Annotated in this window: 27 protein-coding genes and 2 other annotated features; of the genes, 25 read left to right on the forward strand and 2 right to left on the reverse strand. The window is 42.5% G+C overall.

Annotation, left to right across the window (positions count from 1 at the left end):
• Nucleotides 1–12: 12 nt before the first annotated feature.
• Nucleotides 13–498 (reverse strand): hypothetical protein, encoded by a 486-nt coding sequence (locus tag C6Y02_RS10735; protein WP_060596895.1) that lies wholly within the window; start codon nt 496–498, stop codon nt 13–15.
• 242 nt (nt 499–740) lie between these two features.
• Between C6Y02_RS10735 and hemA the strand changes: the two genes are divergently transcribed.
• From hemA to ysxE, 8 genes are all read left to right on the forward strand, one after another.
• Nucleotides 741–2,108 carry a glutamyl-tRNA reductase gene (hemA, locus tag C6Y02_RS10740; RefSeq protein WP_106031229.1) on the forward strand — a complete coding sequence of 456 codons (1,368 nt, stop codon included), beginning with the start codon at nt 741–743 and terminating at the stop codon, nt 2,106–2,108.
• A 7-nt stretch (nt 2,109–2,115) separates the two neighbouring features.
• Nucleotides 2,116–2,946 (forward strand): cytochrome c biogenesis protein, encoded by an 831-nt coding sequence (locus C6Y02_RS10745; protein WP_034661681.1) that lies wholly within the window; start codon nt 2,116–2,118, stop codon nt 2,944–2,946.
• Between the two features lie 41 nt (nt 2,947–2,987).
• A complete protein-coding gene (gene hemC, locus C6Y02_RS10750; protein ID WP_066030588.1) occupies nt 2,988–3,923 on the forward strand; it encodes a hydroxymethylbilane synthase in 936 nt (311 codons plus the stop codon).
• Nucleotides 3,920–4,711 (forward strand): uroporphyrinogen-III synthase, encoded by a 792-nt coding sequence (locus tag C6Y02_RS10755; protein WP_106031230.1) that lies wholly within the window; start codon nt 3,920–3,922, stop codon nt 4,709–4,711. The genes hemC and C6Y02_RS10755 overlap by 4 nt, the downstream gene beginning before the upstream one ends.
• A complete protein-coding gene (gene hemB, locus C6Y02_RS10760; RefSeq protein WP_034661673.1) occupies nt 4,708–5,679 on the forward strand; it encodes a porphobilinogen synthase in 972 nt (323 codons plus the stop codon). Before C6Y02_RS10755 ends, hemB begins: the two co-directional genes overlap by 4 nt.
• Nucleotides 5,680–5,706: 27 nt before the next feature.
• Nucleotides 5,707–6,999 carry a glutamate-1-semialdehyde 2,1-aminomutase gene (gene hemL, locus C6Y02_RS10765; RefSeq protein ID WP_034661671.1) on the forward strand — a complete coding sequence of 431 codons (1,293 nt, stop codon included), beginning with the start codon at nt 5,707–5,709 and terminating at the stop codon, nt 6,997–6,999.
• A 133-nt stretch (nt 7,000–7,132) separates the two neighbouring features.
• Complete coding sequence (locus C6Y02_RS10770) at nt 7,133–8,590, forward strand: LysM peptidoglycan-binding domain-containing protein (RefSeq protein WP_106031231.1); 1,458 nt, start codon at nt 7,133–7,135, stop codon at nt 8,588–8,590.
• A gap of 37 nt (nt 8,591–8,627) precedes the next feature.
• Nucleotides 8,628–9,659: a spore coat protein YsxE gene (gene ysxE, locus C6Y02_RS10775; RefSeq protein ID WP_106031232.1), complete on the forward strand. Its 1,032-nt coding sequence runs from the start codon at nt 8,628–8,630 to the stop codon at nt 9,657–9,659.
• 44 nt (nt 9,660–9,703) lie between these two features.
• Here the strand turns inward: ysxE and C6Y02_RS10780 are convergent, their stop codons facing one another.
• On the reverse strand, nt 9,704–9,892 hold the full coding sequence (locus C6Y02_RS10780) for a hypothetical protein (RefSeq protein WP_003216497.1): 189 nt from the start codon (nt 9,890–9,892) through the stop codon (nt 9,704–9,706).
• 168 nt (nt 9,893–10,060) lie between these two features.
• Nucleotides 10,061–10,290 (forward strand) — a binding site (T-box leader).
• Nucleotides 10,291–10,349: 59 nt separating this feature from the next.
• Between C6Y02_RS10780 and C6Y02_RS10785 the strand changes: the two genes are divergently transcribed.
• The 17 genes from C6Y02_RS10785 (at nt 10,350) to C6Y02_RS10865 (ending at nt 25,706) form a co-directional block, all read left to right on the forward strand.
• A complete protein-coding gene (locus C6Y02_RS10785) occupies nt 10,350–12,992 on the forward strand; it encodes a valine--tRNA ligase (RefSeq protein ID WP_066030591.1) in 2,643 nt (880 codons plus the stop codon).
• Between the two features lie 71 nt (nt 12,993–13,063).
• Nucleotides 13,064–14,362, forward strand: coding sequence for a bifunctional folylpolyglutamate synthase/dihydrofolate synthase (locus tag C6Y02_RS10790; protein WP_317615144.1), 1,299 nt, complete (start codon nt 13,064–13,066; stop codon nt 14,360–14,362).
• Between the two features lie 147 nt (nt 14,363–14,509).
• Nucleotides 14,510–15,229 (forward strand): prepilin peptidase, encoded by a 720-nt coding sequence (locus tag C6Y02_RS10795; RefSeq protein ID WP_106031234.1) that lies wholly within the window; start codon nt 14,510–14,512, stop codon nt 15,227–15,229.
• A 168-nt stretch (nt 15,230–15,397) separates the two neighbouring features.
• Complete coding sequence (locus tag C6Y02_RS10800; protein ID WP_060596888.1) at nt 15,398–16,417, forward strand: SPOR domain-containing protein; 1,020 nt, start codon at nt 15,398–15,400, stop codon at nt 16,415–16,417.
• Nucleotides 16,418–16,594: 177 nt separating this feature from the next.
• Complete coding sequence (locus tag C6Y02_RS10805) at nt 16,595–17,164, forward strand: Maf family protein (protein WP_034661651.1); 570 nt, start codon at nt 16,595–16,597, stop codon at nt 17,162–17,164.
• 48 nt (nt 17,165–17,212) lie between these two features.
• The gene (radC, locus tag C6Y02_RS10810; RefSeq protein ID WP_034662037.1) at nt 17,213–17,887 is read left to right on the forward strand and encodes a RadC family protein; all 675 of its coding nucleotides are present in this window, start codon (nt 17,213–17,215) and stop codon (nt 17,885–17,887) included.
• A gap of 90 nt (nt 17,888–17,977) precedes the next feature.
• Complete coding sequence (locus tag C6Y02_RS10815; RefSeq protein WP_012010766.1) at nt 17,978–18,997, forward strand: rod shape-determining protein; 1,020 nt, start codon at nt 17,978–17,980, stop codon at nt 18,995–18,997.
• Between the two features lie 27 nt (nt 18,998–19,024).
• Nucleotides 19,025–19,924, forward strand: a complete 900-nt coding sequence (mreC, locus tag C6Y02_RS10820) for a rod shape-determining protein MreC (protein ID WP_003216396.1) — start codon at nt 19,025–19,027, stop codon at nt 19,922–19,924.
• A complete protein-coding gene (mreD, locus tag C6Y02_RS10825; protein ID WP_034661648.1) occupies nt 19,921–20,439 on the forward strand; it encodes a rod shape-determining protein MreD in 519 nt (172 codons plus the stop codon). Before mreC ends, mreD begins: the two co-directional genes overlap by 4 nt.
• 54 nt (nt 20,440–20,493) lie before the next feature.
• Nucleotides 20,494–21,177 (forward strand): septum site-determining protein MinC, encoded by a 684-nt coding sequence (minC, locus tag C6Y02_RS10830; protein WP_034661644.1) that lies wholly within the window; start codon nt 20,494–20,496, stop codon nt 21,175–21,177.
• Between the two features lie 2 nt (nt 21,178–21,179).
• On the forward strand, nt 21,180–21,983 hold the full coding sequence (minD, locus tag C6Y02_RS10835; protein ID WP_003216504.1) for a septum site-determining protein MinD: 804 nt from the start codon (nt 21,180–21,182) through the stop codon (nt 21,981–21,983).
• Between the two features lie 109 nt (nt 21,984–22,092).
• Nucleotides 22,093–22,884: a M23 family metallopeptidase gene (locus C6Y02_RS10840; RefSeq protein WP_034661641.1), complete on the forward strand. Its 792-nt coding sequence runs from the start codon at nt 22,093–22,095 to the stop codon at nt 22,882–22,884.
• Complete coding sequence (locus C6Y02_RS10845) at nt 22,877–23,746, forward strand: M50 family metallopeptidase (RefSeq protein WP_060596886.1); 870 nt, start codon at nt 22,877–22,879, stop codon at nt 23,744–23,746. Before C6Y02_RS10840 ends, C6Y02_RS10845 begins: the two co-directional genes overlap by 8 nt.
• A gap of 66 nt (nt 23,747–23,812) precedes the next feature.
• Nucleotides 23,813–23,885 (forward strand) — a sequence feature (ribosomal protein L21 leader region).
• A 12-nt stretch (nt 23,886–23,897) separates the two neighbouring features.
• Nucleotides 23,898–24,206 (forward strand): 50S ribosomal protein L21, encoded by a 309-nt coding sequence (gene rplU, locus C6Y02_RS10850; RefSeq protein ID WP_003216781.1) that lies wholly within the window; start codon nt 23,898–23,900, stop codon nt 24,204–24,206.
• Between the two features lie 14 nt (nt 24,207–24,220).
• The gene (locus C6Y02_RS10855) at nt 24,221–24,559 is read left to right on the forward strand and encodes a ribosomal-processing cysteine protease Prp (RefSeq protein WP_034661634.1); all 339 of its coding nucleotides are present in this window, start codon (nt 24,221–24,223) and stop codon (nt 24,557–24,559) included.
• A 12-nt stretch (nt 24,560–24,571) separates the two neighbouring features.
• The gene (rpmA, locus tag C6Y02_RS10860) at nt 24,572–24,856 is read left to right on the forward strand and encodes a 50S ribosomal protein L27 (protein WP_003216586.1); all 285 of its coding nucleotides are present in this window, start codon (nt 24,572–24,574) and stop codon (nt 24,854–24,856) included.
• A 256-nt stretch (nt 24,857–25,112) separates the two neighbouring features.
• A complete protein-coding gene (locus tag C6Y02_RS10865) occupies nt 25,113–25,706 on the forward strand; it encodes a sporulation initiation phosphotransferase B (protein ID WP_034661629.1) in 594 nt (197 codons plus the stop codon).
• The last annotated feature ends 10 nt before the right edge of the window (nt 25,707–25,716 follow it).

The raw sequence follows: 25,716 nt of genomic DNA on the forward strand, positions 1-25,716 counted from the left end.
TTATTGTATAAGTTATTTCCTTTTTAAAAATAATAAGAGGAGACTGACAGCAATCAGTACATAAGGCCAGTACAATTCAAAACCGGAAGTAGGGATCGAAAGGGAACTTAGCTGTTTTGTAATTTGCTGAAAGAAATAAAGGAACAGACCGAGTGCAATGAGAACAACACTTTCAATACGATATTCTTTTTTCTGAGATGATTTCATAAAGAGTGCAAGTCCAACGATGAATACGATCATCGTAAATGTGTCTGGCCAGTGGTCTAATTTTGGTTGAAGAATAAAGTGTAGCGAAAGGCCCGTCATAAGCATACCGATAAACACATGAGCGCTTTCTTGCTCCTTCTTTCCTTGATATAAGAAAGCGAGGCCAAAAAGCAGTATGAGTGTATACCATTTCTCTTGATCCTTCCAAATGTCAAATTGACCTCCTGAGAGAATGGCATATAGCGCTACAGCCAGCAAAGTGAGCGGCAGCAAAATGGATTTTTTCTTCAAAGATGTCACCTTCTTTTAAGCAGATCATTTGTCCGCACGCGCCAAATCTGGTAAATTGCTTGAAGTGATGATATGGCATAATTAGTGTCGAACATTTTTCTACTATATCACAACATTTTTGAAATCTGTTCACAATTTTCATCCAGTTAAAAATGAATATATGTTATAATCATTATAAATAATAAATTCTATATTGTAATTATTATAAATTAGACAGGGCGTTGGGGGTGCAAGCTAAAGTTATGCATATTCTTGTTGTGGGTTTAGATTATAAAACAGCCCCTGTTGAGATACGGGAACAGCTGAGCTTTGAACCGAGCGAGCTCGGAATAGCGATGTCCAAGCTTAAAGAAGAAAAAAGCATTCTAGAGAATATCGTCATCTCAACATGTAATCGAACAGAGATCTACGCAGTGGTAGATCAGCTTCATACTGGACGGTTTTATATAAAAAGATTTTTAGCCGATTGGTTCGGTTTAGAAAAAGAAGATGTCTCTCCTTATTTGAAGTTCTATGAAAATGATGGAGCGGTTGAGCATTTATTCCGTGTGGCCTGTGGACTTGATTCCATGGTGATTGGCGAAACACAAATACTTGGTCAAGTGCGCTCTAGCTTTAAAGTAGCTCAAGAGGAGAAGACCATTGGTACCGTTTTCAATTATTTATTTAAACAGGCGGTCACCGTTGCAAAACGCTCTCATGCGGAAACAGACATTGCGTCTAATGCCGTGTCTGTCAGCTATGCAGCTGTCGAGCTTGCGAAAAAAATCTTTGGACGTCTTTCTGATAAACATGTCCTGATTCTTGGTGCGGGTAAAATGGGCGAACTAGCGGCTCAAAACCTTCAAGGTCAAGGGATTGGTCAAGTAACGGTCATCAATCGAACGTATGAGAAAGCAAAAGAATTGGCGGGTCGTTTTTCAGGAGAGCCTAAAAGCTTAAACCAATTGGAAAAAACATTATCCGAAGCGGACATTTTAATTAGCTCCACTGGTGCGAAACAATTTGTCATTACAAAGGAAATGGTCGAAAGTGCGAATAAAAAGCGGAAGGGCAGACCTCTATTTATGGTGGATATTGCTGTGCCCCGTGATTTAGATCCAGCCATTTCTGAAGTAGAAGGTGCTTTTTTGTATGACATTGATGACCTTGAGGGCATCGTGGCAGCCAACTTAAAAGAGCGCCGTGCGGTGGCTGAGCAGGTTGAGCTCCTCATTGAAGCAGAAATTGTGGAATTTAAGCAATGGCTGAATACGCTTGGTGTGGTTCCTGTCATTTCTGCACTTAGAGAAAAGGCGCTGACGATTCAAGCGGATACGATGCAGAGTATTGAACGAAAGCTTCCGAACCTCACACACCGTGAAATGAAGCTATTAAATAAACATACGAAAAGCATTATTAATCAAATGCTGAAAGATCCTATCTTAAAGGCAAAAGAAATTGCCGCGGAGCCGAATGCAGAGGAAAAACTTTTACTCTTCAAAGAAATCTTTGATTTACAGGTTGAAGATGAAGAGCAAAAGGTGGAGCCTGTACAGGTGGAGCAAGGGTCATTTCAGCTGTTCAAACCAAATATGGCACAAGGCTTTGCTACAGTTGCCAGTGAGTGATTAAGCGATGATGGAATCCATTGTAGCGAGACTAGGCGAAGCGACGACCTTGATCTATGCACTAAGTGTCTTGTTCTATTTCATAGATTTTCTTCAACACAACCGGAAGGCTGGAAAAATGGCTTTCTGGTTGCTTTCTATTGTCTGGCTGCTGCAAACAGTCTACATGTTCTATATTATGATGGAAACAGACCGATTCCCTGTGTTGAATGTAGCAGAGGGTTTATATTTTTATACGTGGGTGCTTGTGACACTTTCACTTGTTCTCACAAAAGTATTGCGTGTTGAATTTATTGTCTTTTTTACAAATGTCATCGGTTTTTCCATGATGGCGATTCACACCTTTACACCATCTGATCTCCACTCAGCAGAACTAACGGGGAAGCTGACGAGTGAACTGCTTGTGATTCATATTACGATGGCGATTTTATCATACGGTGCTTTTTCACTTTCATTTGCTTTCTCCCTTCTCTATCTCTTTCAATATCGTTTGCTGAAAAAGAAAAAATGGGGAAAATGGCTTCTGAGAATTGAAGATTTATCGAAGCTTGATCATATGGCGTACGTATTAAACATTATTGGTGTGCCAATGCTCTTGCTTAGTTTGATTCTTGGCATCATTTGGGCATATATTTCGTATGATACGTTGTACTGGACAGATGCAAAGGTGCTTGGTTCGTTTATTATGCTGTTTTTATACGGCTTTTACTTATATATCAGATTGGTGAGAAATATGCAGGGCAAAATCGTGGCACTGTGGAATGTCGGTTCATTCATTGTGCTGATGATCAATTATTTTCTGCTTGGTAGCTTATCAACCTTTCATTGGTTTCAATAAATAATGATGAGTCTAAAGGGCATTGTCGGGAGGAAGACGTATTGCGTACAATTAAAGTAGGTTCTAGAAGAAGTAAGCTTGCAATTACACAAACAAAATGGGTTATTCAAAAGCTGTCTGAACTAAACCCTTCTTATTCTTTTGAAATAAAAGAGATTGTGACAAAGGGTGATCAAATTTTAGATGTGACCTTATCAAAGGTTGGCGGAAAAGGACTGTTTGTCAAAGAAATTGAACAGGCGATGCTGAATCATGACATCGATATGGCGGTTCACAGTATGAAGGATATGCCGGCTGCTCTTCCTGAAGGTTTAGTCATTGGCTGTATTCCTGAGCGTGAAGATGTAAGGGACGCTCTTATTTCGAAGGATCATCTGCGTCTTCATGAACTGCCGAAGGGTGCTATTGTGGGAACAAGCAGCTTACGGCGCAGTGCCCAGCTTCTTCAGGAAAGACCAGATCTTGAAATTAAATGGATTCGAGGAAACATTGATACAAGATTGGAAAAGCTGAAAAATGAAGAATATGATGCCATTATTCTAGCGGCTGCTGGGCTGTCCAGAATGGGATGGAGCAAAGAGGTTGTGTCGGAATTTTTATCTCCTGAGACTTGCCTGCCCGCCGTTGGCCAAGGCGCTTTGTCGATTGAGTGCCGCGGGGATGATGAAGAGCTATTGCAGCTCCTCGCTCAATTTACGAATGAATATACGAAGAAAACGGTTCTCGCTGAAAGAGCTTTCCTCAAACAAATGGATGGCAGCTGTCAGGTGCCGATCGCTGGCTATGCAACGATGAATGAGCGTGATGAAATTGAACTGACGGGTCTTGTGGCATCAGCTGACGGACACACGATTATTCGAGAAACTGTATCAGGCACTGACCCTGAGGCAATTGGGACAGCATGTGCGAAGCAGATGGCTGATAAGGGAGCAAAAGATTTAATCGACAAGGTGAAAAAGGATCTGTCCTCCCAATGACCATAGGCAAATCGCTTCACGGACAGACGGTGCTTGTCACTCGAAATGAACGTCAAGCGGGTGTGTTTCAGCAAAAGATTGAAGAGCTGAACGGCCATGCTGTTTTAACCTCTCTTATTAGGTTTGAGCCTATGCTCACAAAAGAAAAAGCGCAGGCCTTTTTAAAGGACTTAGAAAATAGCCAATGGCTTGTTTTCACGAGTGTGAATGGTGCGTCTTTTTTTCTGAGCTACATAAAGGACCATCATTTACATAAGAGTTTATCGCATTTGAAAGTGGCTGCTGTAGGTGAGAAAACCTCTGCCTATCTTGAGCAGCACGGCTTGAAGGTGGATGTGGTACCAGAACGATTCATAGCGGAAGAGCTCGCAGATGCGTTACTTGACCATGTGCGTCCGGGAGAGCGTGTGTTTGTAGCAAAAGGACACCTGTCTCGAGATGTCGTGAAGAAAACCCTCATTCCGCTTGGCATAGAAGTAAAGGAATGGATTTTATATGAAACCGTCAAGGATGAGGAAGGTATTGCCGCTCTCAAAACGGCGATGACGAAGCAATCATTTGATTTTATTACATTTACGAGCTCATCCACTGTCCATTCATTTATGCATGCCATGGAGGCAGATGCAGCGAAGCTGGCTGCTTCTGGCACCTGTTTTGTGACGATCGGTCCTCTGACAAAAGAGGCACTGCTTCAATACGGGATTTCTTCTGAAACCCCAGATACTTATACGGTAGACGGAATGCTTGAATTGATGTGCCGTTTATCTGAAAGGAAGTTGAACCAATGATGAAATTTAACAGACACCGCAGACTGCGGACAAGCGCAGGAATGAGAGAATTAGTCAGAGAAACCTTTTTAAGACCATCTGATTTCATTTATCCGATCTTTTTTGTAGAGGGAGAAAATGTCCGAAAAGAAGTCCCTTCAATGCCGGGTGTTTATCACATTTCAGTGGACCTTGTAAAAGAAGAAGTCCAAGAACTTGTCGACCTAGGCATCAAATCAATTATTGTATTTGGTGTTCCAGATCATAAAGACCATGTGGGCAGTGAGGCGTATCACGACCATGGCATTGTTCAAAGAGCGACGCTTGAGATCAAAAAGCATTTCCCAGAACTTGTGGTCATTGCAGACACTTGCTTATGCCAATATACAGATCATGGACATTGCGGCATCGTTGAAGATGGTGAAATTTTAAATGATGAATCTCTTCAGCTTTTAGCGAAAACAGCTGTTAGCCAAGCGCGCGCAGGTGCAGATATCATTGCTCCTTCCAATATGATGGATGGATTTGTTGTGGCCATTCGTGAGGCACTTGATGAAGCTGGCTTTATTCATGTACCTGTCATGTCATATGCTGTGAAATATGCAAGTGCTTTTTACGGCCCGTTTCGTGACGCGGCGCATAGCACACCGCAGTTTGGAGATCGTAAAACATACCAAATGGACCCTGCAAACCGTTTAGAGGCACTCAGAGAAGCGCAGTCTGATGTAGAAGAGGGGGCTGATTTCCTCATTGTCAAACCATCCCTTTCTTATTTAGATATTATGCGTGATGTCAAAAATGAATTTACACTCCCTGTTGTTGCTTACAATGTGAGCGGAGAATATGCAATGGTCAAAGCCGCTGCTCAAAATGGCTGGATTTCTGAAAAAGAGCTTGTTCTTGAAATGCTGACAAGCATGAAACGTGCAGGAGCAGAGCTCATCATTACGTATCATGCAAAAGATGCAGCCAAATGGCTCTCAGAATAAAGAACGGATAGACAGGAGGACGTTGAAATGGGACGTAGCTATGAAAAATCAAAGCAAGCATTTGAAGAAGCGCAGCATTTAATGCCTGGTGGTGTCAACAGCCCTGTGCGTGCATTTAAATCAGTTAACACAGACCCGATTTTTATGGAACGAGGCAAAGGCGCCAAGATATATGATATTGATGGAAATGAATACATCGATTATGTCTTATCATGGGGACCGCTAATTTTAGGGCATACGAATGACCGTGTGGTTGAAAGTATTCAACGAGTTGCGGAACAGGGGACAAGCTTTGGTGCTTCCACGTTAGTTGAAAATGAATTAGCTAAGCTTGTATCAGAGCGAGTTCCTTCCATCGAAGTCATTCGTATGGTCAGCTCTGGTACAGAGGCGACCATGAGTGCACTTCGTCTAGCTCGCGGCTTTACAGGCAGAAATAAAATTGTGAAATTTGAAGGCTGCTATCATGGCCACGGCGATTCTTTGCTCATTAAAGCGGGTTCAGGTGTCGCAACGCTAGGGCTTCCAGATAGCCCAGGTGTACCTGAAGGGACTGCAAGCAACACGATCACAGTGCCGTACAATGATTTAGAGAGCATTCAAGTTGCTTTTCAGGAGTTTGGAGACGATATTGCAGGTGTCATTGTCGAGCCGGTTGCAGGAAATATGGGGGTTGTTCCTCCGCAAGAAGGTTTCTTACAAGGGCTGAGAGACATCACGGAGCAATACGGAGCTTTACTCATTTTTGATGAGGTCATGACTGGCTTCCGTGTGGATTATCACTGCGCGCAAGGCTATTTTGGCATCACACCTGATCTGACGTGCCTTGGTAAAGTGATCGGAGGCGGTCTCCCGGTCGGTGCTTATGGCGGAAGAGCGGATATCATGAGACAAATTGCACCAAGCGGTCCAATTTATCAAGCAGGAACGTTATCTGGTAACCCTCTTGCGATGACAGCAGGCTTAGAAACCTTAAAACAGCTGACACCTGAGTCTTATGAAGAGTTTAGACGAAAAGGAGACCGGCTGGAAGAAGGCATTTCAAAAGCGGCGAAAGTACACGGAATTCCATTAACGTTTAACCGTGCGGGTTCGATGATTGGATTCTTCTTTACAAATGAAGAAGTGGTCAATTATGACAAAGCAAAAACCGCTGATCTCGCTTTATTCGCTGAATTTTACAAGGAAATGGCGGATCGCGGCATCTTCCTTCCTCCTTCTCAATTCGAAGGACTGTTCCTGTCAACAGCTCATACAGATGAAGACATCGAATATACGATTGAGACAGTGGAAAAGGTATTTCAAAAACTGCGTCGATAAACGAAAGCCGGTATGGGGACATATCGGCTTTTTTGTGTTGCTGAAAACCAATCATATTTTCACTGCCTCTCACATACATCTGTATTGACATCTAATTTTATTTTGAAGGATTAGATGAAAGGAGGACACCGACTTGTCTCAAAACAATCGATTACAGTTTTCGGTAGAAGAATCCATTTATTTCAAAAGCGGACAGGAAGTCAGTGAGCTGCTGTCAATTTCTCTCGATCCTGACATTCTCGTTCAAGAAGTGAATGATTATGTTTCGATTAGAGGTTCACTTGAGCTAACAGGAGAATACAACATAAATCAAGAGGAGCTATTGGGTGAATTGAGTTCCTATGCATCATACAGGGAAGCTGATGAGGTGAAGGTAAGAGAAGACGGAACGGCGGAGCTTCTGCATCAATTCCCGGTCGATATCACCATCCCTAAGAACAAAATCAGTCATTTAAATGATGTGTTTGTGTTTATTGATGCGTTTGATTACCAGCTGACAGAAAATCGTTTGCTCACCATTCAAGCTGATCTGGCGATTGAGGGTCTATTAGACGAGAAAATGCCTCAAGCGCCTGTAGTGGAGCCGTATGAATTTGTCCATCGTCCTCAAGAAGAATATGGCGATGTGACCTACGATTATCAGCTGCAGCCAGAGCATGAGGAACAAGAAGAGCTGCAAGGCAATGAACGTGAGGTCTATGAGGAACAGGCTGTATTACAGCATGATACACACGCCGAGCAAGAAGAACAGGAAGAAGAACGGGAAGAAGAAATTGAGATAGAGCTGGTGAGTAGGGAAGAAGAGGGAGAAACCGAAGAACTGGAAGAATCGGAAGAACTGGAGGAAACGGAGAGCCAAGAATATGAGGAACAGGCTGTATTACAGCATGACACACGCGCCGAGCAAGAAGAACAGCAAGAAGAACAGGAAGAAGAAATTGAGATAGAGCTGGTGAGTAGGGAAGAAGAGGGAGAAACCGAAGAACCGGAAGAATCGGAAGAACTGGAGGAAACGGAGAGCCAAGAAGAAGTGGCGCTTGGTTATCGCTCCTTACCTGAAGCTCAGGTGCAAGAACCACCATTTTTTGAACCGCCTAAGCTCTTAGAAGAAGAGAAGCGGGAAGATACGTTCTTTGAGGTGGAAGTGAGAAAAGATCCGGAAGCAGCCGAAGAGCTGGAAGAAACGGTTCAGCCGTATCCAATATTTGAATCACCCACTTACCACGTAGAAGAGGAGCAAGAGGAACAGGAACAGGATGATACGAACCAGCTCGGACGGTTATATGAACGAGAAGCACCAAAAGTATATGAGTCAGCTCAAGAAGAAGAGGAGCCTGAATATGACGAGAGAGAAACGTCTGGCAGTGAGAACTCTCTTTATTTAACAAAGCTATTTGCTAAGCAGGAGGAGGAAGATTTTTCTCGCATGAAAATATGTATAGTTCAGCAAGAAGATACGGTCGATCTTATTTGTGAGCGATATCAGTTGAATGTGCAGCAGCTCCTTCGCACAAACTCATTATCGGTTGATGCGGAGCTTGAAGAAGGGCAGATTCTTTATATTCCTGAATATCAAAAAAGCAATGCATAACAAGCGATGACCGACCGAGAAAATGTGGTGAGTGAACGTGGATGAAATCCAATCTATCCTATACGAATACGGGCTTGAGGCGGAATACATTGAACCTGTCAGTCCTGCTGTTGTCAAAGTATATACAAAGCAGGGCATATTTGCCCTAAAGCGAGTAAAAGCCAATCGACATATGCAGTTTACAGAGCAAATGCTTGAACTAGAATCAAAGGGCTATCGCTCTTTTGTGCCGATTTATCGGACGAAGAGCGGTTCTTTTTTCTCAAGTCATCGAGAAAGCCAGTACGCATACTATCTCATGCCGTGGCTGACGAATGAAAAGAGAGAAGAGCAGGACGATAAACATGAATATTTATTTCAAGAGATTGCAAAACTTCATAAGCGGACTGAAGTGATGATGGATATCACAGAGCAAGAGATAGAAGCGCACTACACACAAATCAAGACCAAATGGGAAACAGAGAAAGATATGTATGAACGATTCATAGAGCGGGCAGAGCAGACTTGGTATATGTCCCCATTTGAACTGGCTGCTGCGATGTATTTTTCAGAGGCGATGTCTGCCAGCGAATTTGCGCTTGAACGATTAGAAGATTGGCATGAAGAAATGAAAGATCAAGAGACAACACGTGTTGTGTTAAATCATGGGCAGCTGTCGATTCATCACTTTTTGTATAATGATGTGGGCACAGGACATTTCACCAATTTTGAGCGGTCTAAAAAAGCCGCCCCCATTTATGACCTTCTGACTTTTTACTTTCGGACTTTCAAAACCTATCCCACGTCTTGTCCTGAATGCACTTCCTTGTTTTATACGTACCAAAAAGGAAATCCTCTTCGGGAGGAAGAACTGCATTTGTTTCTTAGTTACCTTGCTTATCCGCAAGGTCTGTTTGATACAGTAAAAGCCTATGAAGCAGGAGGACAGGATGAAATGGAAAGCTGTCAGCGGCTGTTAAGAGCGTATTGGCAGATGAAAAATTCAGAGCCGATCGTCATGAAGATTCATGAGATTGAGCAGGCTAGACGGCTTGAAGAAGAACAAAGTGCCTCGTCATCAGCGGAATGACGAGGTTATTTTGTGTTCATATTGGCCGTTACATAAGCGCGAGTTTAAAACCAATCAAGGTGAAAGGCGCAGGCGAGAAAAATCAAAATACCTAGGATGAGGACGTCAAATGTCGTGGGGAAAATGATCGTACGAAACCCTTGAAATATCGCAATCGGTAGAACGACTTGGGAGGCAACTGCCCGAATTTGTCTCAGCCAGGGGGGAAGTGTGTAAGGGTTGATTTTCTTCAAAGCAAACGCCCTCCTTCTTCATTTTGTTATTATCATATGGGCAAAGGTAGGAAGGGTGCCTGCTCAATTTGTATAAAGAAGAAGAAAAGCGGAAAAGATGATTGACGAAAACAAAAGGCATTTAGTAATATAAATAAAAGATGAGTATGTGCTGATGAACGTGATATATCGTAAGCGTGGATCAGGAAGAGTACGAGCAAGACCCTAAAGAGAGGGAGACCATGAGCTGAAAGGTTTCCTAGGATGTACTTGTTTGGAAGGTCGCCTGTGAGCTTAATTTCTTGAATGAACAAGTAGAGAAATTCGGGAGAACCCCGTTATCCTTTAGAGTGTATGGGACACGTCTATGTGTTCCATGAAAAAAGGTGGTACCGCGAAAAAGCTTTTTCGTCCTTTTATAAGGATGGAAAGGCTTTTTTTATGTTTCATCAGCCGAAAAAATGTGGAGGTTACACAAATGGGAACAAATAATCAAGAAATGCCAACAAAGTACGATCCAAATGCGATTGAAAAAGACCGCTATACGTACTGGCTTGAAGGGAAATTCTTCGAAGCACAAAATGACAAAACGAAAGATCCATATACAGTCGTCATTCCTCCACCAAACGTGACAGGAAAACTGCACCTTGGGCATGCATGGGATTCTACACTTCAAGACATCGTAACACGTATGAAACGGATGCAGGGCTATGATGTTCTATGGCTTCCAGGAATGGACCATGCCGGTATTGCGACCCAAGCAAAGGTAGAGGCAAAGCTTCGCGAAGAAGGCGTGAGCCGTTATGACCTTGGCCGGGAGAAATTTGTGGAAGAAACGTGGAAATGGAAAGAAGAATATGCGGACTTTATTCGCAGCCAGTGGGCGAAAATGGGACTTGGTCTTGATTATTCACGTGAACGTTTTACATTAGATGAAGGTCTGAATAAAGCGGTACGCCAAGTGTTTGTCCAATTGTATGAAAAAGGACTTATCTATCGCGGAGAGTACATCATTAACTGGGATCCAGCGACGAAAACGGCACTTTCTGATATTGAAGTCATTTATAAAGATGTTCAAGGTGCGTTTTATCACTTGAGATACCCGCTTTCAGATGGCACGGGTTCAATTGAAATTGCGACGACAAGACCTGAAACCATGCTTGGGGATACAGCCGTTGCCGTGCACCCTGATGACGAACGCTATCAGCATTTGATTGGAAAAACAGTGGTCTTACCAATTACAGGCCGAGAGATTCCAATCGTTGGTGATGACTATGTCGATATGGAGTTTGGTTCAGGAGCTGTGAAAATTACACCTGCCCATGACCCGAATGACTTTGAGCTTGGAAACCGCCATGAGCTAGAGCGTATTCTTGTCATGAATGAAGATGGCACAATGAATGCAAATGCATTGCAATACAAAGGAATGGACCGCTTCGAATGCCGTAAACAGCTTGTAAAAGATTTACAAGAAGAGGGTATTTTGTTCAAAATTGAGGACCACATGCATTCAGTTGGTCATAGTGAGCGAAGCGGAGCTGTCGTTGAGCCTTATTTATCTACTCAATGGTTTGTAAAAATGCAGCCGCTGGCAGACGAAGCCATCAACCTTCAAAATGGGGACGACCAAGTTCAATTTGTTCCAGACCGCTTTGAAAAGACGTATTTACACTGGATGGAAAATATCCGTGACTGGTGTATTTCTCGTCAGCTATGGTGGGGACACCGCATTCCGGCTTGGTATCATAAAGAAACGAAAGAAGTATATGTTGGACTGGAAGCGCCAGAAGATCTGGAGAACTGGGAACAGGATAACGATGTGCTTGATACATGGTTTAGTTCAGCGCTTTGGCCTTTCTCTACAATGGGCTGGCCAGATGCAGACAGTGAAGACTTCAAGCGCTACTATCCAACAAACCTGCTTGTTACAGGCTATGACATCATTTTCTTCTGGGTCTCTCGCATGATCTTCCAGGGTCTTGAATTCACAGGAGAAAAACCGTTCAAAGACGTTCTGATTCATGGACTGATCCGCGACGAACAAGGACGTAAAATGAGTAAGTCGCTCGGCAACGGAATTGATCCAATGGAGGTCATTGATCAATACGGTGCAGATTCATTAAGATATTTCTTAGCGACTGGAAGCTCACCAGGTCAGGATCTTCGCTTTAGCTTTGAAAAGGTTGAATCCACTTGGAACTTTGCGAACAAAATTTGGAACGCATCGCGTTTTGCTTTAATGAACATGGATGGCTTAACGTATGATGAACTTGATTTGACTGGAGAAAAATCAGTCGCTGACCAATGGATTTTAACCCGCTTAAATGAAACGATTGAAAGTGTCACACAGCTAGCTGACAAGTATGAATTCGGTGAAGTGGGCAGACATTTATACAACTTCATTTGGGATGATTTCTGTGATTGGTACATTGAGATGGCGAAGCTTCCACTTTATGGTGAAGATGAAGCAGCGAAAAAAACGACTCGTTCGATCCTTGCGTACGTATTAGATCAAACGATGAGACTTCTTCATCCGTTTATGCCGTTCTTAACAGAAGAAATCTGGCAGCATCTTCCGCATGAAGGTGAGTCCATTACTGTAGCAGCTTGGCCTGAGGTGAAGCCGGAGCTTTCAAATGATCAAGCTTCTGCTGACATGAAACTGCTTGTTGAACTCATTCGCTCTGTTCGTAACATTCGCAGTGAAGTAAACACACCAATGAGCAAACAAGTCGAACTTTACATCAAAGCATCCACATCTGATGTACAAGAACGTTTAGAGAAGAATCGTTCATATATTGAGCGCTTCACGAACCCAAGTGTTCTTGAAATTGGCACAGATGTCCCAGCTAGTGATAAAGCGATGACGGCTGTTATTTCTGGAGCAGAGCTCATTCTGCCGCTTGAAGGCTTAATTAACTTAGATGAGGAAATTGCTCGTCTGCAAAAAGAGTTTGATAAGCTGACAAAAGAAGTAGAACGCGTCCAGAAAAAGCTTGGCAACGAAGGCTTTATGAAAAAAGCGCCTGAAAGTGTCGTAGAAGAAGAGCGTGCGAAAGAACGTGATTATGTCGCAAAACGCGAAGCTGTTCAAAAGCGGATTGAAGAGCTGAAAGCATAAAGTTGAAAAGACGGCTCCTAACAAAATGGAGTCGTCTTTTTTGAAAATTTCGTATGAAATGAGAGATGACATTGTTTACAACCTATCATGAAGCCATTGAGTGGATTCACAGTAGACTGGCCTTTGGTGTAAAACCGGGTCTTGAAAGAATGAAGTGGCTGATGAACAGACTAGGCCATCCGGAACAACGCATAAAAGCGGTGCATGTTGCAGGGACAAATGGAAAAGGTTCAACCATTGCGTTTACTCGTTCCGTTTTACAGGCTGCAGGCTATTCGGTCGGAACCTTCACCTCCCCGTTTATTTTAACGTTCAATGAACGAATCAGCGTGAACGGAGCGCCTATACAGGATGAAGAATGGCTGAGTTTGGTGAATAAGATCAAGCCTTTTGTTGATGAATTAGATCAAACAGAGCTTGGCGCAGCAACAGAATTTGAAATCATTACCGCATGTGCATTTGCTTATTTTGCCGATGTGCACCAAGTAGACTTTGTCCTATTAGAGACAGGGCTTGGCGGAAGACTTGATTCAACAAATGTTGCCGTACCGATCTTAACAGCGATTACGTCGATTGGTCATGATCATATGGCGATTTTAGGTGACACACTTGAACAAATTGCATCTGAAAAAGCGGGCATTATCAAAGAGAATATTCCGATGATCACCGCAGTTCATCAACCGGAAGCACTTGGGGTCATTCAAAACATCGCAAAAGAAAAGAATGCGGAATGCATCTCATTACAGCATACTTGTACCTTCGGTGAGCAGCAGCCAACAGAAACAGGCGAACGGTTTACGTTACACACATCAAAAAGGCAGTATCCGCAGCTTGAAACAGGATTAATTGGAACGCATCAACGGCAAAATGCTTCTCTTGCCGTTCTACTCATTGAATGGCTGGAGCAAGAAGGCTATATCAGTGTGACAGAAGAACAGGTATATGAAGGTATTCGGAATGCAGTTTGGGCTGGAAGATTTGAAAAAGTCAAAGACCATCCAGCAGTTTATTTAGACGGCGCTCATAATGAAGAGGGAATCGACCGTTTAATTGAAACGATACAAGCTCATTTTTCTGGTAAACAAGTGCATGTTTGTTTTAGTGCTTTAAAGGATAAGCCGTACAAGCAAATGATTCAAAAGCTTGAAGCTGTTAGTTCATCTATTCATTTTGTTTCGTTTGACTTTCCAAGAGCGGAATCAGCTGAAAAACTTTATGCGTGCAGTCAGTTAGAGGCAAAATCATATGATGATGACCCTCGTGCAGTGCTTGAATGGATTCAGAAAAAGAGTGATGATCCTTTAGCGGTGATCCTTGTGACAGGTTCTCTTTATTTTATTTCAGATATACGAAATCGTATGATCGGGTAACGAAAAGACGCAAATGGCTTTGATGCCTCCTGCGTCTTTTTCTTTTTATATGTAGAAAAGGGGGAAAATCATATTTTCACTAGATGCTTTAGTGGATAGGGTCATGGTAAAATCCGGTCTATCTTATTCCCGGAAGGAGCACCATATATGATTGAGATTTTTCTGTTTCTTGCAGGCATCACGATGGGATCGTTCTTTCATCTCGTTGGCGAAAGGCTGCCAGTGAAGCGGTCTATTCTCTTCCCTCGCTCTCACTGCATAGCCTGTAAACAGCCGCTTTCTCTATACGAGATGATCCCGATAGTTTCGTATGCTTTCTTGAGGGGGGCCTGTAAACATTGCGGCACTCGGTTGTCTTGGCTATATCCAACGGTTGAGCTGCTGACAGGCGGTCTTTTTTTGTTCGTTTATAGGATCGCTGGTTTTTCGTTTGAAGGTCTTTTCCTTGTGATTCTTTGTAGTTTATTCGTGATTGCTGTCGTGAGTGATCTTCTCTATATGAGGGTGCCGAACGAGCTGTTTCTCTTCTTTTTCCCTCTTTTCGTCATATACCGCACGCTGGAACCGCTCCTTATTTGGTGGGAAGGAGCGGCTTCTCTGATTTTTTGCATTCTTTTGTTTTCTAGTCTAGATTATTTTAAGCCAAATAGCATGGGCGGAGCTGATATGAAGCTGTTCAGTTTGCTTGCGTTTTGCTTTGGATTCAAGCCGTTCCTTCTCATGCTTTTTCTCTCATGTATCGCTGGAATGGTCTATGCGAAGGTCTTTTCCTTTCAATTAGACGAGCCATTCCCCTTTGTTCCTGCGATCGCTTTTTCTTTTTGGCTGTATCTCTTTGGTGCTCCTGTCTTGTTTCTATTTGGCTAGTCGAAGGGGTGAAAAAATTGGCGAACACTTTTTTGCCCTGCCGACAAAAGTCTTGTTCTTTTTTTTTACTGCTATGTTAAAGTGTGAAACAGAAAGAAGGACGGGTTAAATTCGCGCTGATTCATTGGACAGAAAGGTCTTTCTTACAAACATGTCAGAAAGCGGGGAATGACAGTGAAAAAGAGGCAGGCAAAAAAACAAGGGCTCAAGGTCAATATTAATGGCAAGGAAGAAATGCTGCATGAAGATGATCATCAGCCGCCAAAAAAGCAGGAAGATCAAGTGACGTTTTCGAATTGGGAGGAAAAGAGGCAGTCGGAACAGGAGACAGCGGCTTCTCAGGAAGATTCGTCTAAACCGAAAGAAGAAGATTTCCAGTGGGATGATGCAGCTGATCATATTTATCATTCTGATCCAAAGGTCGTCACGCCTTATCAAAAGAAAAAAGGCTCCTTTGATCAGAAGTTTGGTAAAAACCGCGGCCCCTTCAAGAGAGTGATGACAACGATTGTGTTTGCGGTGGTTCTTGGGACAGGCCTTGGGGTGTTTGCGCTTAGTTTAAGTCAAGATGGTACACCAAGTCCATCAGGAGGAGATATCAGTGTCTCGGCATCTGGATCTGGAAATCAATCATCGATGAAAGCCGGCGGGGATGCGCCGAAAGCAGGTACTACGGATGACTCAAAAGAGAACAACGATGAAAAAAGTGCCTCTGGCAGTTTATCAACCTTTGTTGTACAGGCTGGGAAATTTTCTTCTGAAAAAGGAGCAGATGACTTAGTTGGCAGTTTAAAAGATGCAGGGTATGCAGGGAAAAAGGTCTCAATGGATGATGGATATTATGTCATTGCTGGGCTTGCGACAGAGCAGGGAATGACAAGCGCTGTAGGGAAGAAGCTGATCGATCAGCACTTTGAGGCGTGGGGAGGAAAGGAGCTCTCATTTCAAGTACCGGATGAGCTGACTAGTTTAATAGAAAAGGCATCTGTATTATCCTCTAAAGTGATTGCCGGCGATGAAGTGGATCAAAAGGAAGTCACGCAGCTGGTTTCTGAGCTTGAAAGTGCCAAAACAGCGGACGCATCGGCTAAAAGCAGTTTGCTAAAAGCTGTGCAGCTATTAAATGACCCAACTGCTGAAAACGGCTGGAAATCTCAGCAGGCACTGCTTGATCAATTAAATACGTAAAATCATTTTTTTAGAAACGAAACTAGTCAAAAAATGACTAGTTTTTTTCTTTTACATCCAACATAATGATGAAGGTACATGAAAAATGAATTTTCGTAGATTGTCGGTAAGATGTACATTTGCTAGGATGAATGGGTATCTTACTTCTTAGGCTAAACCCTGAAAGGATGAACAAACATGAACCAATTGATTCTCGCATCTCAATCACCTAGAAGAAAAGAATTGCTTGATCTAGCAGGGTTTTCTTATGACATTCAAGCAAGTCATTTAAAAGAAGAAATAAATCGAAACCTTTCTCCTGCTGAGAACGTCCAATGGTTGGCAGAACAAAAAGCAAATGATATTCAAAGATTAAATCCTAAAGCTGTGATCATTGGTGCAGATACAATTGTTGCAATTGACGGCAAATGTCTTGGGAAACCAAAAGATAAGAAAGAAGCGGCTTTCATGCTTCAATTATTATCAGGAAAGACACATCAAGTCTTGACGGGTGTCACGGTTCAGTCAGAGAATAGAAAAGAAACATTTTATGAACAGACAGAAGTGACATTTTGGACGCTGACTCAAAATGAAATAGACCGCTATATCAATACGGGCGAGCCCCTTGATAAAGCGGGAAGCTATGGCATTCAAGGGAAAGGCGCACTGTTTGTTCAAAAAATAGATGGTGATTATTTTTCCGTTGTAGGTCTACCTATTGCGAAAACAGTCAGAGTGCTTGAAACCTTTGGAATCACCCCTTTTTGAAGACAGGAAGGAATTCTAAAAGGAGTGGTCATCCTGAACGATTTCCCTATGCTGCTAAAGCATTTCCCTCATGATGAAAAACCGAGAGAACGATTTATCAAATACGGGCCCAGCAGTTTGTCAAATCATGAACTTGTTGCGATCCTTCTAAGAACAGGCACAAAAAAAGAATCAGTTCTCCAAATTTCCGCAAGACTTCTGCAAACATTTGGCGGTCTTCGCTCTGTAAAAGAAGCCTCAATTGAAGAAATGTCGAAGATCCGAGGAGTTGGAAAGGCGAAGGCGATTTCTCTTTTAGCTGCTTTAGAACTCGGCACTAGATTACACCATCAAACGACGGATAACCGCTATGTGATCCGCACACCAGAAGACGGAGCGAACTTTGTGATGGAAGATATGAGATTTTTGACACAGGAAAATTTCGTTTGTCTTTATCTCAATACCAAAAATCAAGTTCTTCATAAACATACCGTGTTTATTGGAAGCCTGAATTCATCGATCGTTCACCCGCGTGAAATTTTCAAAGAGGCCTTTAAACGTTCGGCGGCTTCATTTATATGTGTGCACAACCATCCATCTGGAGATCCGACGCCCAGCAGGGAAGATATTGAAGTTACACAGCGACTTTTTGAATGTGGAAAGCTGATTGGAATACAGCTGCTTGATCATCTTGTCATAGGTGATCAAAAATTTGTGAGTTTGAAGGAAAAAGGGTATTTGTAACACTTTTTTTTTCAATGTTTTACGATATAATAGAGTTTATGAGTTTTTCCCTAAAGGGAATTTTGGTTTAAGAAAGGAAGATACATACATATGTTTGGAATTGGTACAAAAGACCTTGGAATAGATCTTGGAACAGCGAATACGCTTGTTTTTATTAAAGGAAAAGGCATTGTTGTAAGAGAACCTTCGGTCGTAGCTTTGGAAACTGATACGAAGTCTATAGTGGCGGTCGGAAATGACGCTAGAAACATGATTGGCCGTACACCTGGTAATGTTGTGGCACTACGCCCGATGAAAGACGGAGTCATTGCAGATTACGAGACGACAGCAACAATGATGAAATATTACATTAATCAAGCATTAAAAGGCAAAGGGCTTTTTGCTCGTAAACCTTACGTGATGGTATGTGTACCATCTGGTATTACAGCTGTAGAAGAGCGTGCAGTCATTGATGCAACAAGACAAGCTGGTGCACGTGACGCATACCCGATTGAAGAGCCATTTGCTGCGGCGATCGGTGCTAACCTGCCTGTATGGGAGCCAACAGGAAGTATGGTTGTAGACATTGGCGGCGGTACAACAGAGGTAGCTATTATTTCTCTTGGCGGCATTGTGACCTCACAGTCTATCCGCGTGGCAGGAGATGAAATGGATGATGCGATCAGCAGCTACATCCGTAAAACGTATAACCTGATGATCGGTGACCGTACGTCAGAAGCCATTAAAATGGAAATCGGTTCTGCACAGCCTGATGTACATGATGAGATGGATATTCGCGGCCGTGACCTTTTAACAGGTCTGCCAAAAACGATCTCTATTACGGCAGATGAGATTGCAAAAGCGCTTCGCGATACGGTGGAAACAATTGTCGATGCGGTGAAAATGACACTTGAAAAAACCCCGCCTGAGCTGGCAGCAGATATTATGGACCGCGGAATCGTTTTAACAGGCGGCGGTGCATTGCTGCGTAATCTTGACAAAGTCATTAGTGATGAAACGAAGATGCCAGTCATTATTGCTGAAGACCCGCTTGACTGTGTGGCAATCGGTACAGGAAAAGCACTAGAGCACATTCATTTGTTCAAAGGAAAATCTAAAGATAATCGATAATCGGGCGTAAATAAAGAGGTGTAAGACATGCCGCAGTTTTTTATGAATAAAAGATTAATGTTGCTCCTTGTCTGTGTCATCGTACTGGTGGCCATGATTGGTTTTTCAGTGAAAAGCGGCAGAGGTGCTTCATGGCCGGAAAAATTAGTGGGGGATACGACAGGCTTTTTTCAAGGTGTCTTTCATAAACCATCACAATTTATTGCCGGTATTTATGGGAACGTACAAGATTTAAAGAACACATATGATGAAAACGAGCGTCTTCGAAAAAAACTTGATGGACAAACTCAATATGAGGCGAAACTTCAAGAGCTAGAAGATGAGAACAAAAAGCTTCGCAAGCAGCTCGGATATGTGAACTCTATTCGTGATTATACGCCAATTCTATCAACGGTTATCGCGAGAAACCCGTCCCTTTGGGATAGCTTTGTGATGATTGATAAAGGGAAAAAACAAGGCGTTGACAAAGATATGGCGGTCACAAATGAGAGTGGTGCGTTAATTGGGAAAATTGAAAGTGATAAGCTCAACAATTTTACTTCAACTGTAAGGTTGCTAAGCTCTACGGACCAAAATAATAGAATTTCAACGAAAATTTTTGCGAAAAAGGGCAAAGAAGAACTCAACGGAATTATTAACGGTTATGACAGTAAGAAAAAAATGCTGACAATGAATATTCTGAAATCTGATGCAGATGGAGATGTCAAAAAAGGAGATCTTGTTGAAACATCTGGAGCAGGGGGCGTATTCCCGCAAGGCTTGACGATTGGTAAGGTGAGTGAAATCGAGCCAGATCATTACGGCCTGACAAAAATCATTTATGTAGAACCAGCGGCTGAACTCAACAATTTAGACCGCGTGATTGTGGTGAATCGCAGCTCAAGTACGGCAGATGCATCTGAATTGACGAAGGAGGAAGGCTCGTGAGACGTGTCCTTCTTGCTTTCGTCATGTTGTTTATCTTCGTATTTGACAGTATTTTTGTCGATCTAGTGAAGCTCCCATTTGTTTCAGACAATCAAATTTTAGCTCCTCATTTCATCTTACTCGCACTTGTATTTATGACTGCTTTTGTGAATCAAAAATATGGTGTGATTTTCGGTTTTATCTTTGGACTTTTATATGATATTTCGTATACAGGCATACTTGGTGTTCATATGTTTGGCTTTGGAGCGCTCTGCTATTTGCTAGCGAAAGCCTTTAAAGTTCTGCAAACGAATATGCTAGTGGTCGTCTTTCTGTCGATTATTGCTGTTTCCGTGATGGAGTTTTATGTATACGGCGTTCAAGCGACAATTCAACCAGGGATTATGCCGTTTAATACGTATGTCATCGAACGCTTTATTCCAACGATTCTTTTAAATACTGCTGCGTCTCTCATACTTGTTGTGCCGCTTAGGCTCTTTTTCATCAATATGAAACAAGGACTGATCGACGAATAAAAGCAGGAGTTTGTCCAATTACGGCGAAATGAGTATGTTGTTGAGGTGAGCATCTTGAAAACTCAAAAACAGCAATATGTGACGATAAAAGGTACAAAAAACGGATTAACATTACAGTTAAATGATGACTGTTCGTTTGATGACCTTCTTTCTGGCTTGCGAGAGGTTCTTTTACTTGAGCAATATACAGATGGTAGAGAAGGGCATAAGGTTAATGTGCATATTAAGCTTGGTTTTCGGTATTTAACAGAGGATCAGGAAATGCGTTTGACTGAAGCGGTCTCTGAAAATGAACATCTCGTCATTCACTCCATTGAAAGTGACGTCATGTCAACTGAAGAGGCGAGACGATTAAAAGCAGAGGCCGAAATTACCTCTGTAGCCAAAATTGTGCGCTCTGGACAGGTGCTGTATGTCGAAGGAGATCTCTTATTAATAGGAGATGTCAATCCTGGCGGAACGATTCGTGCAGGGGGAAATATTTTTGTGCTCGGCGCATTAAAAGGCGTAGCACATGCTGGATGTAATGGGAATAAACAAGCTGTCATTGCGGCATCTCGTATGATTCCAACTCAGCTTCGCATCGCACAAGTGTTTAACCGTGCACCAGATCAAAAAGAAGATGGAAACGAAATGGAATGTGCTTATTTAGATATAGATGGCAACATGATCATTGAACGCCTGCAGCAATTGGCTCATATAAGACCTAATCTGACAAGGCTTGAGGGAGGAATGTGAAATTGGGCGAGGCTATTGTGATTACCTCAGGAAAAGGCGGCGTTGGCAAAACAACAACATCTGCAAACTTAGGCACAGCACTAGCAATTCAAGGGAAAAAAGTGTGTCTAGTGGATACCGATATTGGCCTTCGGAATCTAGATGTCGTGATGGGGCTTGAGAACCGCATTATTTATGATCTAGTCGATGTAGTAGAAGGAAGATGTAAAATTCACCAAGCGCTTGTAAAAGATAAGCGTTTCGAGGATCTTTTGTATCTTTTACCCGCTGCTCAAACAAGCGATAAAACGGCTGTAGAGCCGGAGCAGATCAAAGAATTAATTCAATCATTGAAACAAGACTTTGATTATGTCGTCATTGATTGCCCTGCTGGAATCGAGCAAGGCTTTAAAAATGCTGTATCTGGTGCAGATAAGGCAATTGTCGTGACGACGCCTGAGATCTCAGCTGTGAGAGATGCTGACCGTATCATCGGCTTATTAGAACAAGAAGATATCGAACCACCTCGTTTGATTGTCAACCGTATTCGTACACACATGGCGAAAAGTGGCGATTCAATGGATGTGGATGAAGTTGTACATCACTTATCGATTGATCTTCTTGGCATTGTGGCAGATGATGATGACGTGATTAAGGCTTCAAACAATGGTGAACCGATTGTCATGGATGCTAAAAATAAAGTATCGATTGCGTATCGTAATATCGCCCGCCGTGTACTAGGCGAATCTGTTCCGCTTCAATCATTTGAAGATGAAAACAAAGGAATGTTTGCGAAGCTGAAAGCATTTTTTGGTGTAAGAGCATAAGCATTCAAGTAAGATGAGACCGATTCGATGAGAATCGGTCTTTTTGTTGCATATCAGATGAGGTCGTCACATAAAATGTACAAACTGTTTGTATGTAAAGGGTGATCTCATGAAAAGAGTGGACGAGTACCGAAAGAAAATTGCGCAGCGCCGCAAAACGAAGCAGCCAGCTGCTCCACCTAAGAAGACGACTTTCAAGAAAAAAGAAGATATCCCTCCATGGGTCATGCTGACAGAGGAAGAAAAGCATTCAGGGTCGTCTTCCTTTGAGTCGTCGTCTCACCAGCCGAAGAAATATCGGCATCCGTTATTTAACCCCAATGCCTTTGTGCTTAAATGTTTATTATCTGCGTCCCTTGTGTTGATTGCAGCCATTTCATTTAAAGGTCAGGCAGGGCCGTTTCAGCAGCTGAAGCCGATCATTACGCAGACCTTTGAGCAAGATTTTCAATTTGCTGCTGCCAATCACTGGTTTGAGAAAACAGTTGGAAACCCCCTTGCCTTTTTAACCGACAAAAAGGCAGACCAAAAAGATGTACAAGCGAACCAAGAACTGGCTGTACCTGCTTCTGGAAAAGTGCAGGAATCCTTTACGCAAAATGGAGCAGGTGTCAAAGTCGAAACATCGGCTGAAGCCATTGACAGTATGAAAGAAGGCTATGTGGTAGAGGTAAAAAAGAAAAGTGACACAGGGCTTACAGTGGTCGTGCAGCATGCGGATAACAGCTATAGCTGGTACGGTCAATTAAAGGAAGCCGATGTGGCCTTATACGATTTTGTCGATAAGGGTGAGAAAATTGGCCAGATCTCACTTGATGATCAAGGAAAGGGCACGTATTACTTTGCCATTAAGCAAAATGAACAGTTTATCGATCCTATTCAGGTGATGACCTTTGAATAGATGGCTGGTCATGCTGACGAAAATTCACATTCATCCGCTGCTGTGGATTGTGATGGCGTTTGCGATTCTCTCTGGTCAAATCAAGCCGCTGCTTTGTCTGCTCATCATCGTCTTTGTCCATGAGCTTGGACATGCAGCGGCTGCTTGCTATTATCATTGGCGCATTCGGCGGATTTTTTTACTGCCATTTGGCGGAGCGGTAGAAGTAGAAGAGCATGGGAACCGTCCGCTAAAGGAAGAGCTGGCGGTCATTTTATGCGGGCCGCTCCAGCATGTACCGCTCCAGCTTATGGCATGGCTTTTCATGGAAACTTCTCTTATTTCGCACGACATTTTTACGATGTTCACTTTTTATAATATGGCGATTTTCCTTGTGAATCTTTTGCCTATTTGGCCGCTTGATGGCGGGAAATTATTCTTTTTGCTCTTATCAGCATATTACCCTTTCCAACGTGCACATACCCTTGCCATAAAAGGCTCACTTGTCTTTTTCGTTCTATTGACTGCAGGGTTGCTTTTGTTTGCGCCGCTGCAATTCAACGGCTGGGTGCTGCTCACTTTTTTAGCCTATTCACTCGTAATGGAACACCGGCAGCGGCATTACGTCAGGGTCCGCTTTTTACTAGAACGCTATTACGGTAAAAAAGAGCAAAAGGTAGAAAAGCTTATTCCGCTGAGAGCGAGCGCTGAGGAAAAAGTATATGAAGTAATGGCGCGATTCCAAAGAGGCTGTAAGCATCCGATTATTATTGAAAGAGATGGCGTGAAAATGAGCCAACTTGACGAAAATGAACTGCTCCATGCGTATTTTTCAGATCGAAGAACCACCTCCTCAATGGAAGAGCTCCTTTTGCCGTACTAGTGATGAAAATACGTTGACATTCTGCGTCTAATTTGATATATTTTTTAATGTTATGGATATGTAGCACCCGTGCTACAACCGCGCGAAGCAGGTGTAAAGAGCCTAAGGCCCCCTGTATTCGGCGAGTCTGAGTTTATTAGGAGGTGCAGAGATGTACGCAATTATCGAAACTGGTGGTAAACAAGTAAAAGTTGAAGAAGGTCAAACTGTTTATGTTGAAAAACTAGCTGCTGAAGCAGGTGAAACAGTAACTTTTGAAAACGTATTGTTTGTCGGCGGAGACACTGTCAAAGTGGGTAACCCTTCAGTTGCTGGAGCAACAGTAACGGCTAAAGTTGAAAAACAAGGTCGAGGTAAGAAAATTACTGTGTTCAAGTACAAACCGAAGAAAAACAACCACAAGAAACAAGGTCATCGTCAACCTTACACTAAAGTTGTTATCGAAAAAATCAACGCTTAAGGCGTGTGAGTGATATGATCAAAGCAACCATTACTCGGTCGGCAGCAGATGAAAGCATTACGTCTTTTCAGATGACTGGACATGCCGAGTTTGCTGAAAAAGGTCAGGATCTCGTTTGTGCAGGTGTATCTGCTGTTGTTTTCGGCTCAGTCAATTCAATTATTGCACTGACAGGAATGGATCCACTGCTCGATATTGGTGAAGAAGGCGGCTATTTCTCTTTTGAATTGCCAGCTGATACAGATCCAGTATCCTTTGAAAAAGCCCAGCTGCTTTTAGAAGGCATGGTCGTTTCCTTAGAGACAATCGAACGAGATTATCACGATTATGTGAGAATATCTACAAAAAAATAGGAGGTGAACTTCATGCTTAGATTAGATCTTCAATTTTTCGCATCTAAAAAAGGGGTAGGTTCTACAAAGAACGGACGTGACTCTGAGTCTAAACGTTTAGGCGCTAAACGTGCTGATGGTCAATTCGTAACTGGTGGTTCTATCCTTTATCGTCAACGTGGAACGAAAATCTATCCAGGTGAAAACGTTGGACGCGGAGGCGACGACACTCTTTTCGCTAAAATCGACGGAACGGTTAAATTCGAACGTTTCGGTCGTGACCGTAAAAAAGTGAGCGTATATCCTGCGGCACAATAATTGCTAAAAACTCCGGTCATTGACTGGAGTTTTTTTCACTTTTTACAAGTAGTATCGAAGATGATAAAAGAAGATGCACTCCATAAATATCAAAGAACGTTTGCTGACTTTGCCTCATTTTCTCCTATAGATCAGAAAAAACAACCTTTCCTCACATAACTAGTGTTTTTCTATGCTGTCTTCTCTGTTATAATTCAGGGAGACATAGTGATGATAAGACTCCTAAAAGAGAGACCAAACGATTGGGAGTGCGATAATGGAAGAGATACCAAGTAAACAAAACGAAAAATTAACTCACGTTGCATTAACAAATGAATTGATCTATCTGCTCAGTCGTTCAAGACACGATTGGATGAATAAATTGCAGCTGATCAAGGGCAACTTGACATTAGAAAAATATGACCGGGTGTTTGAAATTATAGAAGAAATGGTCATTGAAGCACAGCATGAATCCAAACTCTCAAATTTAAAAATTCCCCAATTGGCCTATTACTTTCTAACATTTAATTGGGAGTCGCATTTTATCACCCTAGAATATGAAGTGCTTGGTGAAACCCGAGACTTATCAGCATATGAATCGCAGCTGCTAACGGTATCACAGGAGTTGTTTTCGATATTCGATCAATCAGTTTGCCAAAAAACTGAAAATCATTTAACGGTCACGTTCCAAACAGATCAAGAAGAGAATGATGTGGTCTTATATTTTGATTTCAAAGGAAAATTAACAAGTTTGGATGCGTTAAATGCGTTTCATGACGCAAACTATCCATGTATGAGTGTAGCTCAATTTCATGTGACAAGTCATGAGTCCATGATTGAGCTTTGTTTGAGGCAAGAACGAGATATGTGATGCAGAGAAA

It is taken from the genome of Bacillus sp. NMCC4, assembly GCF_002998555.1.
Classification (GTDB): Bacteria; Bacillota; Bacilli; order Bacillales; family Bacillaceae; genus Bacillus.

Excerpts from the sequence above, each read along its gene's own strand:
- hemA (WP_106031229.1), top strand. The coding sequence starts at position 741 with ATGCATATTCTTGTTGTGGGTTTAGATTATAAAACAGCCCCTGTTGAG.
- C6Y02_RS10745 (WP_034661681.1), top strand. The coding sequence starts at position 2,116 with ATGATGGAATCCATTGTAGCGAGACTAGGCGAAGCGACGACCTTGATC.
- C6Y02_RS10755 (WP_106031230.1), top strand. The coding sequence starts at position 3,920 with ATGACCATAGGCAAATCGCTTCACGGACAGACGGTGCTTGTCACTCGA.
- hemB (WP_034661673.1), top strand. The coding sequence starts at position 4,708 with ATGATGAAATTTAACAGACACCGCAGACTGCGGACAAGCGCAGGAATG.
- hemL (WP_034661671.1), top strand. The coding sequence starts at position 5,707 with ATGGGACGTAGCTATGAAAAATCAAAGCAAGCATTTGAAGAAGCGCAG.
- C6Y02_RS10785 (WP_066030591.1), top strand. The coding sequence starts at position 10,350 with ATGGGAACAAATAATCAAGAAATGCCAACAAAGTACGATCCAAATGCG.
- C6Y02_RS10795 (WP_106031234.1), top strand. The coding sequence starts at position 14,510 with ATGATTGAGATTTTTCTGTTTCTTGCAGGCATCACGATGGGATCGTTC.
- C6Y02_RS10800 (WP_060596888.1), top strand. The coding sequence starts at position 15,398 with ATGACAGTGAAAAAGAGGCAGGCAAAAAAACAAGGGCTCAAGGTCAAT.
- C6Y02_RS10805 (WP_034661651.1), top strand. The coding sequence starts at position 16,595 with ATGAACCAATTGATTCTCGCATCTCAATCACCTAGAAGAAAAGAATTG.
- radC (WP_034662037.1), top strand. The coding sequence starts at position 17,213 with ATGCTGCTAAAGCATTTCCCTCATGATGAAAAACCGAGAGAACGATTT.
- C6Y02_RS10815 (WP_012010766.1), top strand. The coding sequence starts at position 17,978 with ATGTTTGGAATTGGTACAAAAGACCTTGGAATAGATCTTGGAACAGCG.
- mreC (WP_003216396.1), top strand. The coding sequence starts at position 19,025 with ATGCCGCAGTTTTTTATGAATAAAAGATTAATGTTGCTCCTTGTCTGT.
- C6Y02_RS10840 (WP_034661641.1), top strand. The coding sequence starts at position 22,093 with ATGAAAAGAGTGGACGAGTACCGAAAGAAAATTGCGCAGCGCCGCAAA.
- rplU (WP_003216781.1), top strand. The coding sequence starts at position 23,898 with ATGTACGCAATTATCGAAACTGGTGGTAAACAAGTAAAAGTTGAAGAA.
- C6Y02_RS10855 (WP_034661634.1), top strand. The coding sequence starts at position 24,221 with ATGATCAAAGCAACCATTACTCGGTCGGCAGCAGATGAAAGCATTACG.
- rpmA (WP_003216586.1), top strand. The coding sequence starts at position 24,572 with ATGCTTAGATTAGATCTTCAATTTTTCGCATCTAAAAAAGGGGTAGGT.
- C6Y02_RS10865 (WP_034661629.1), top strand. The coding sequence starts at position 25,113 with ATGGAAGAGATACCAAGTAAACAAAACGAAAAATTAACTCACGTTGCA.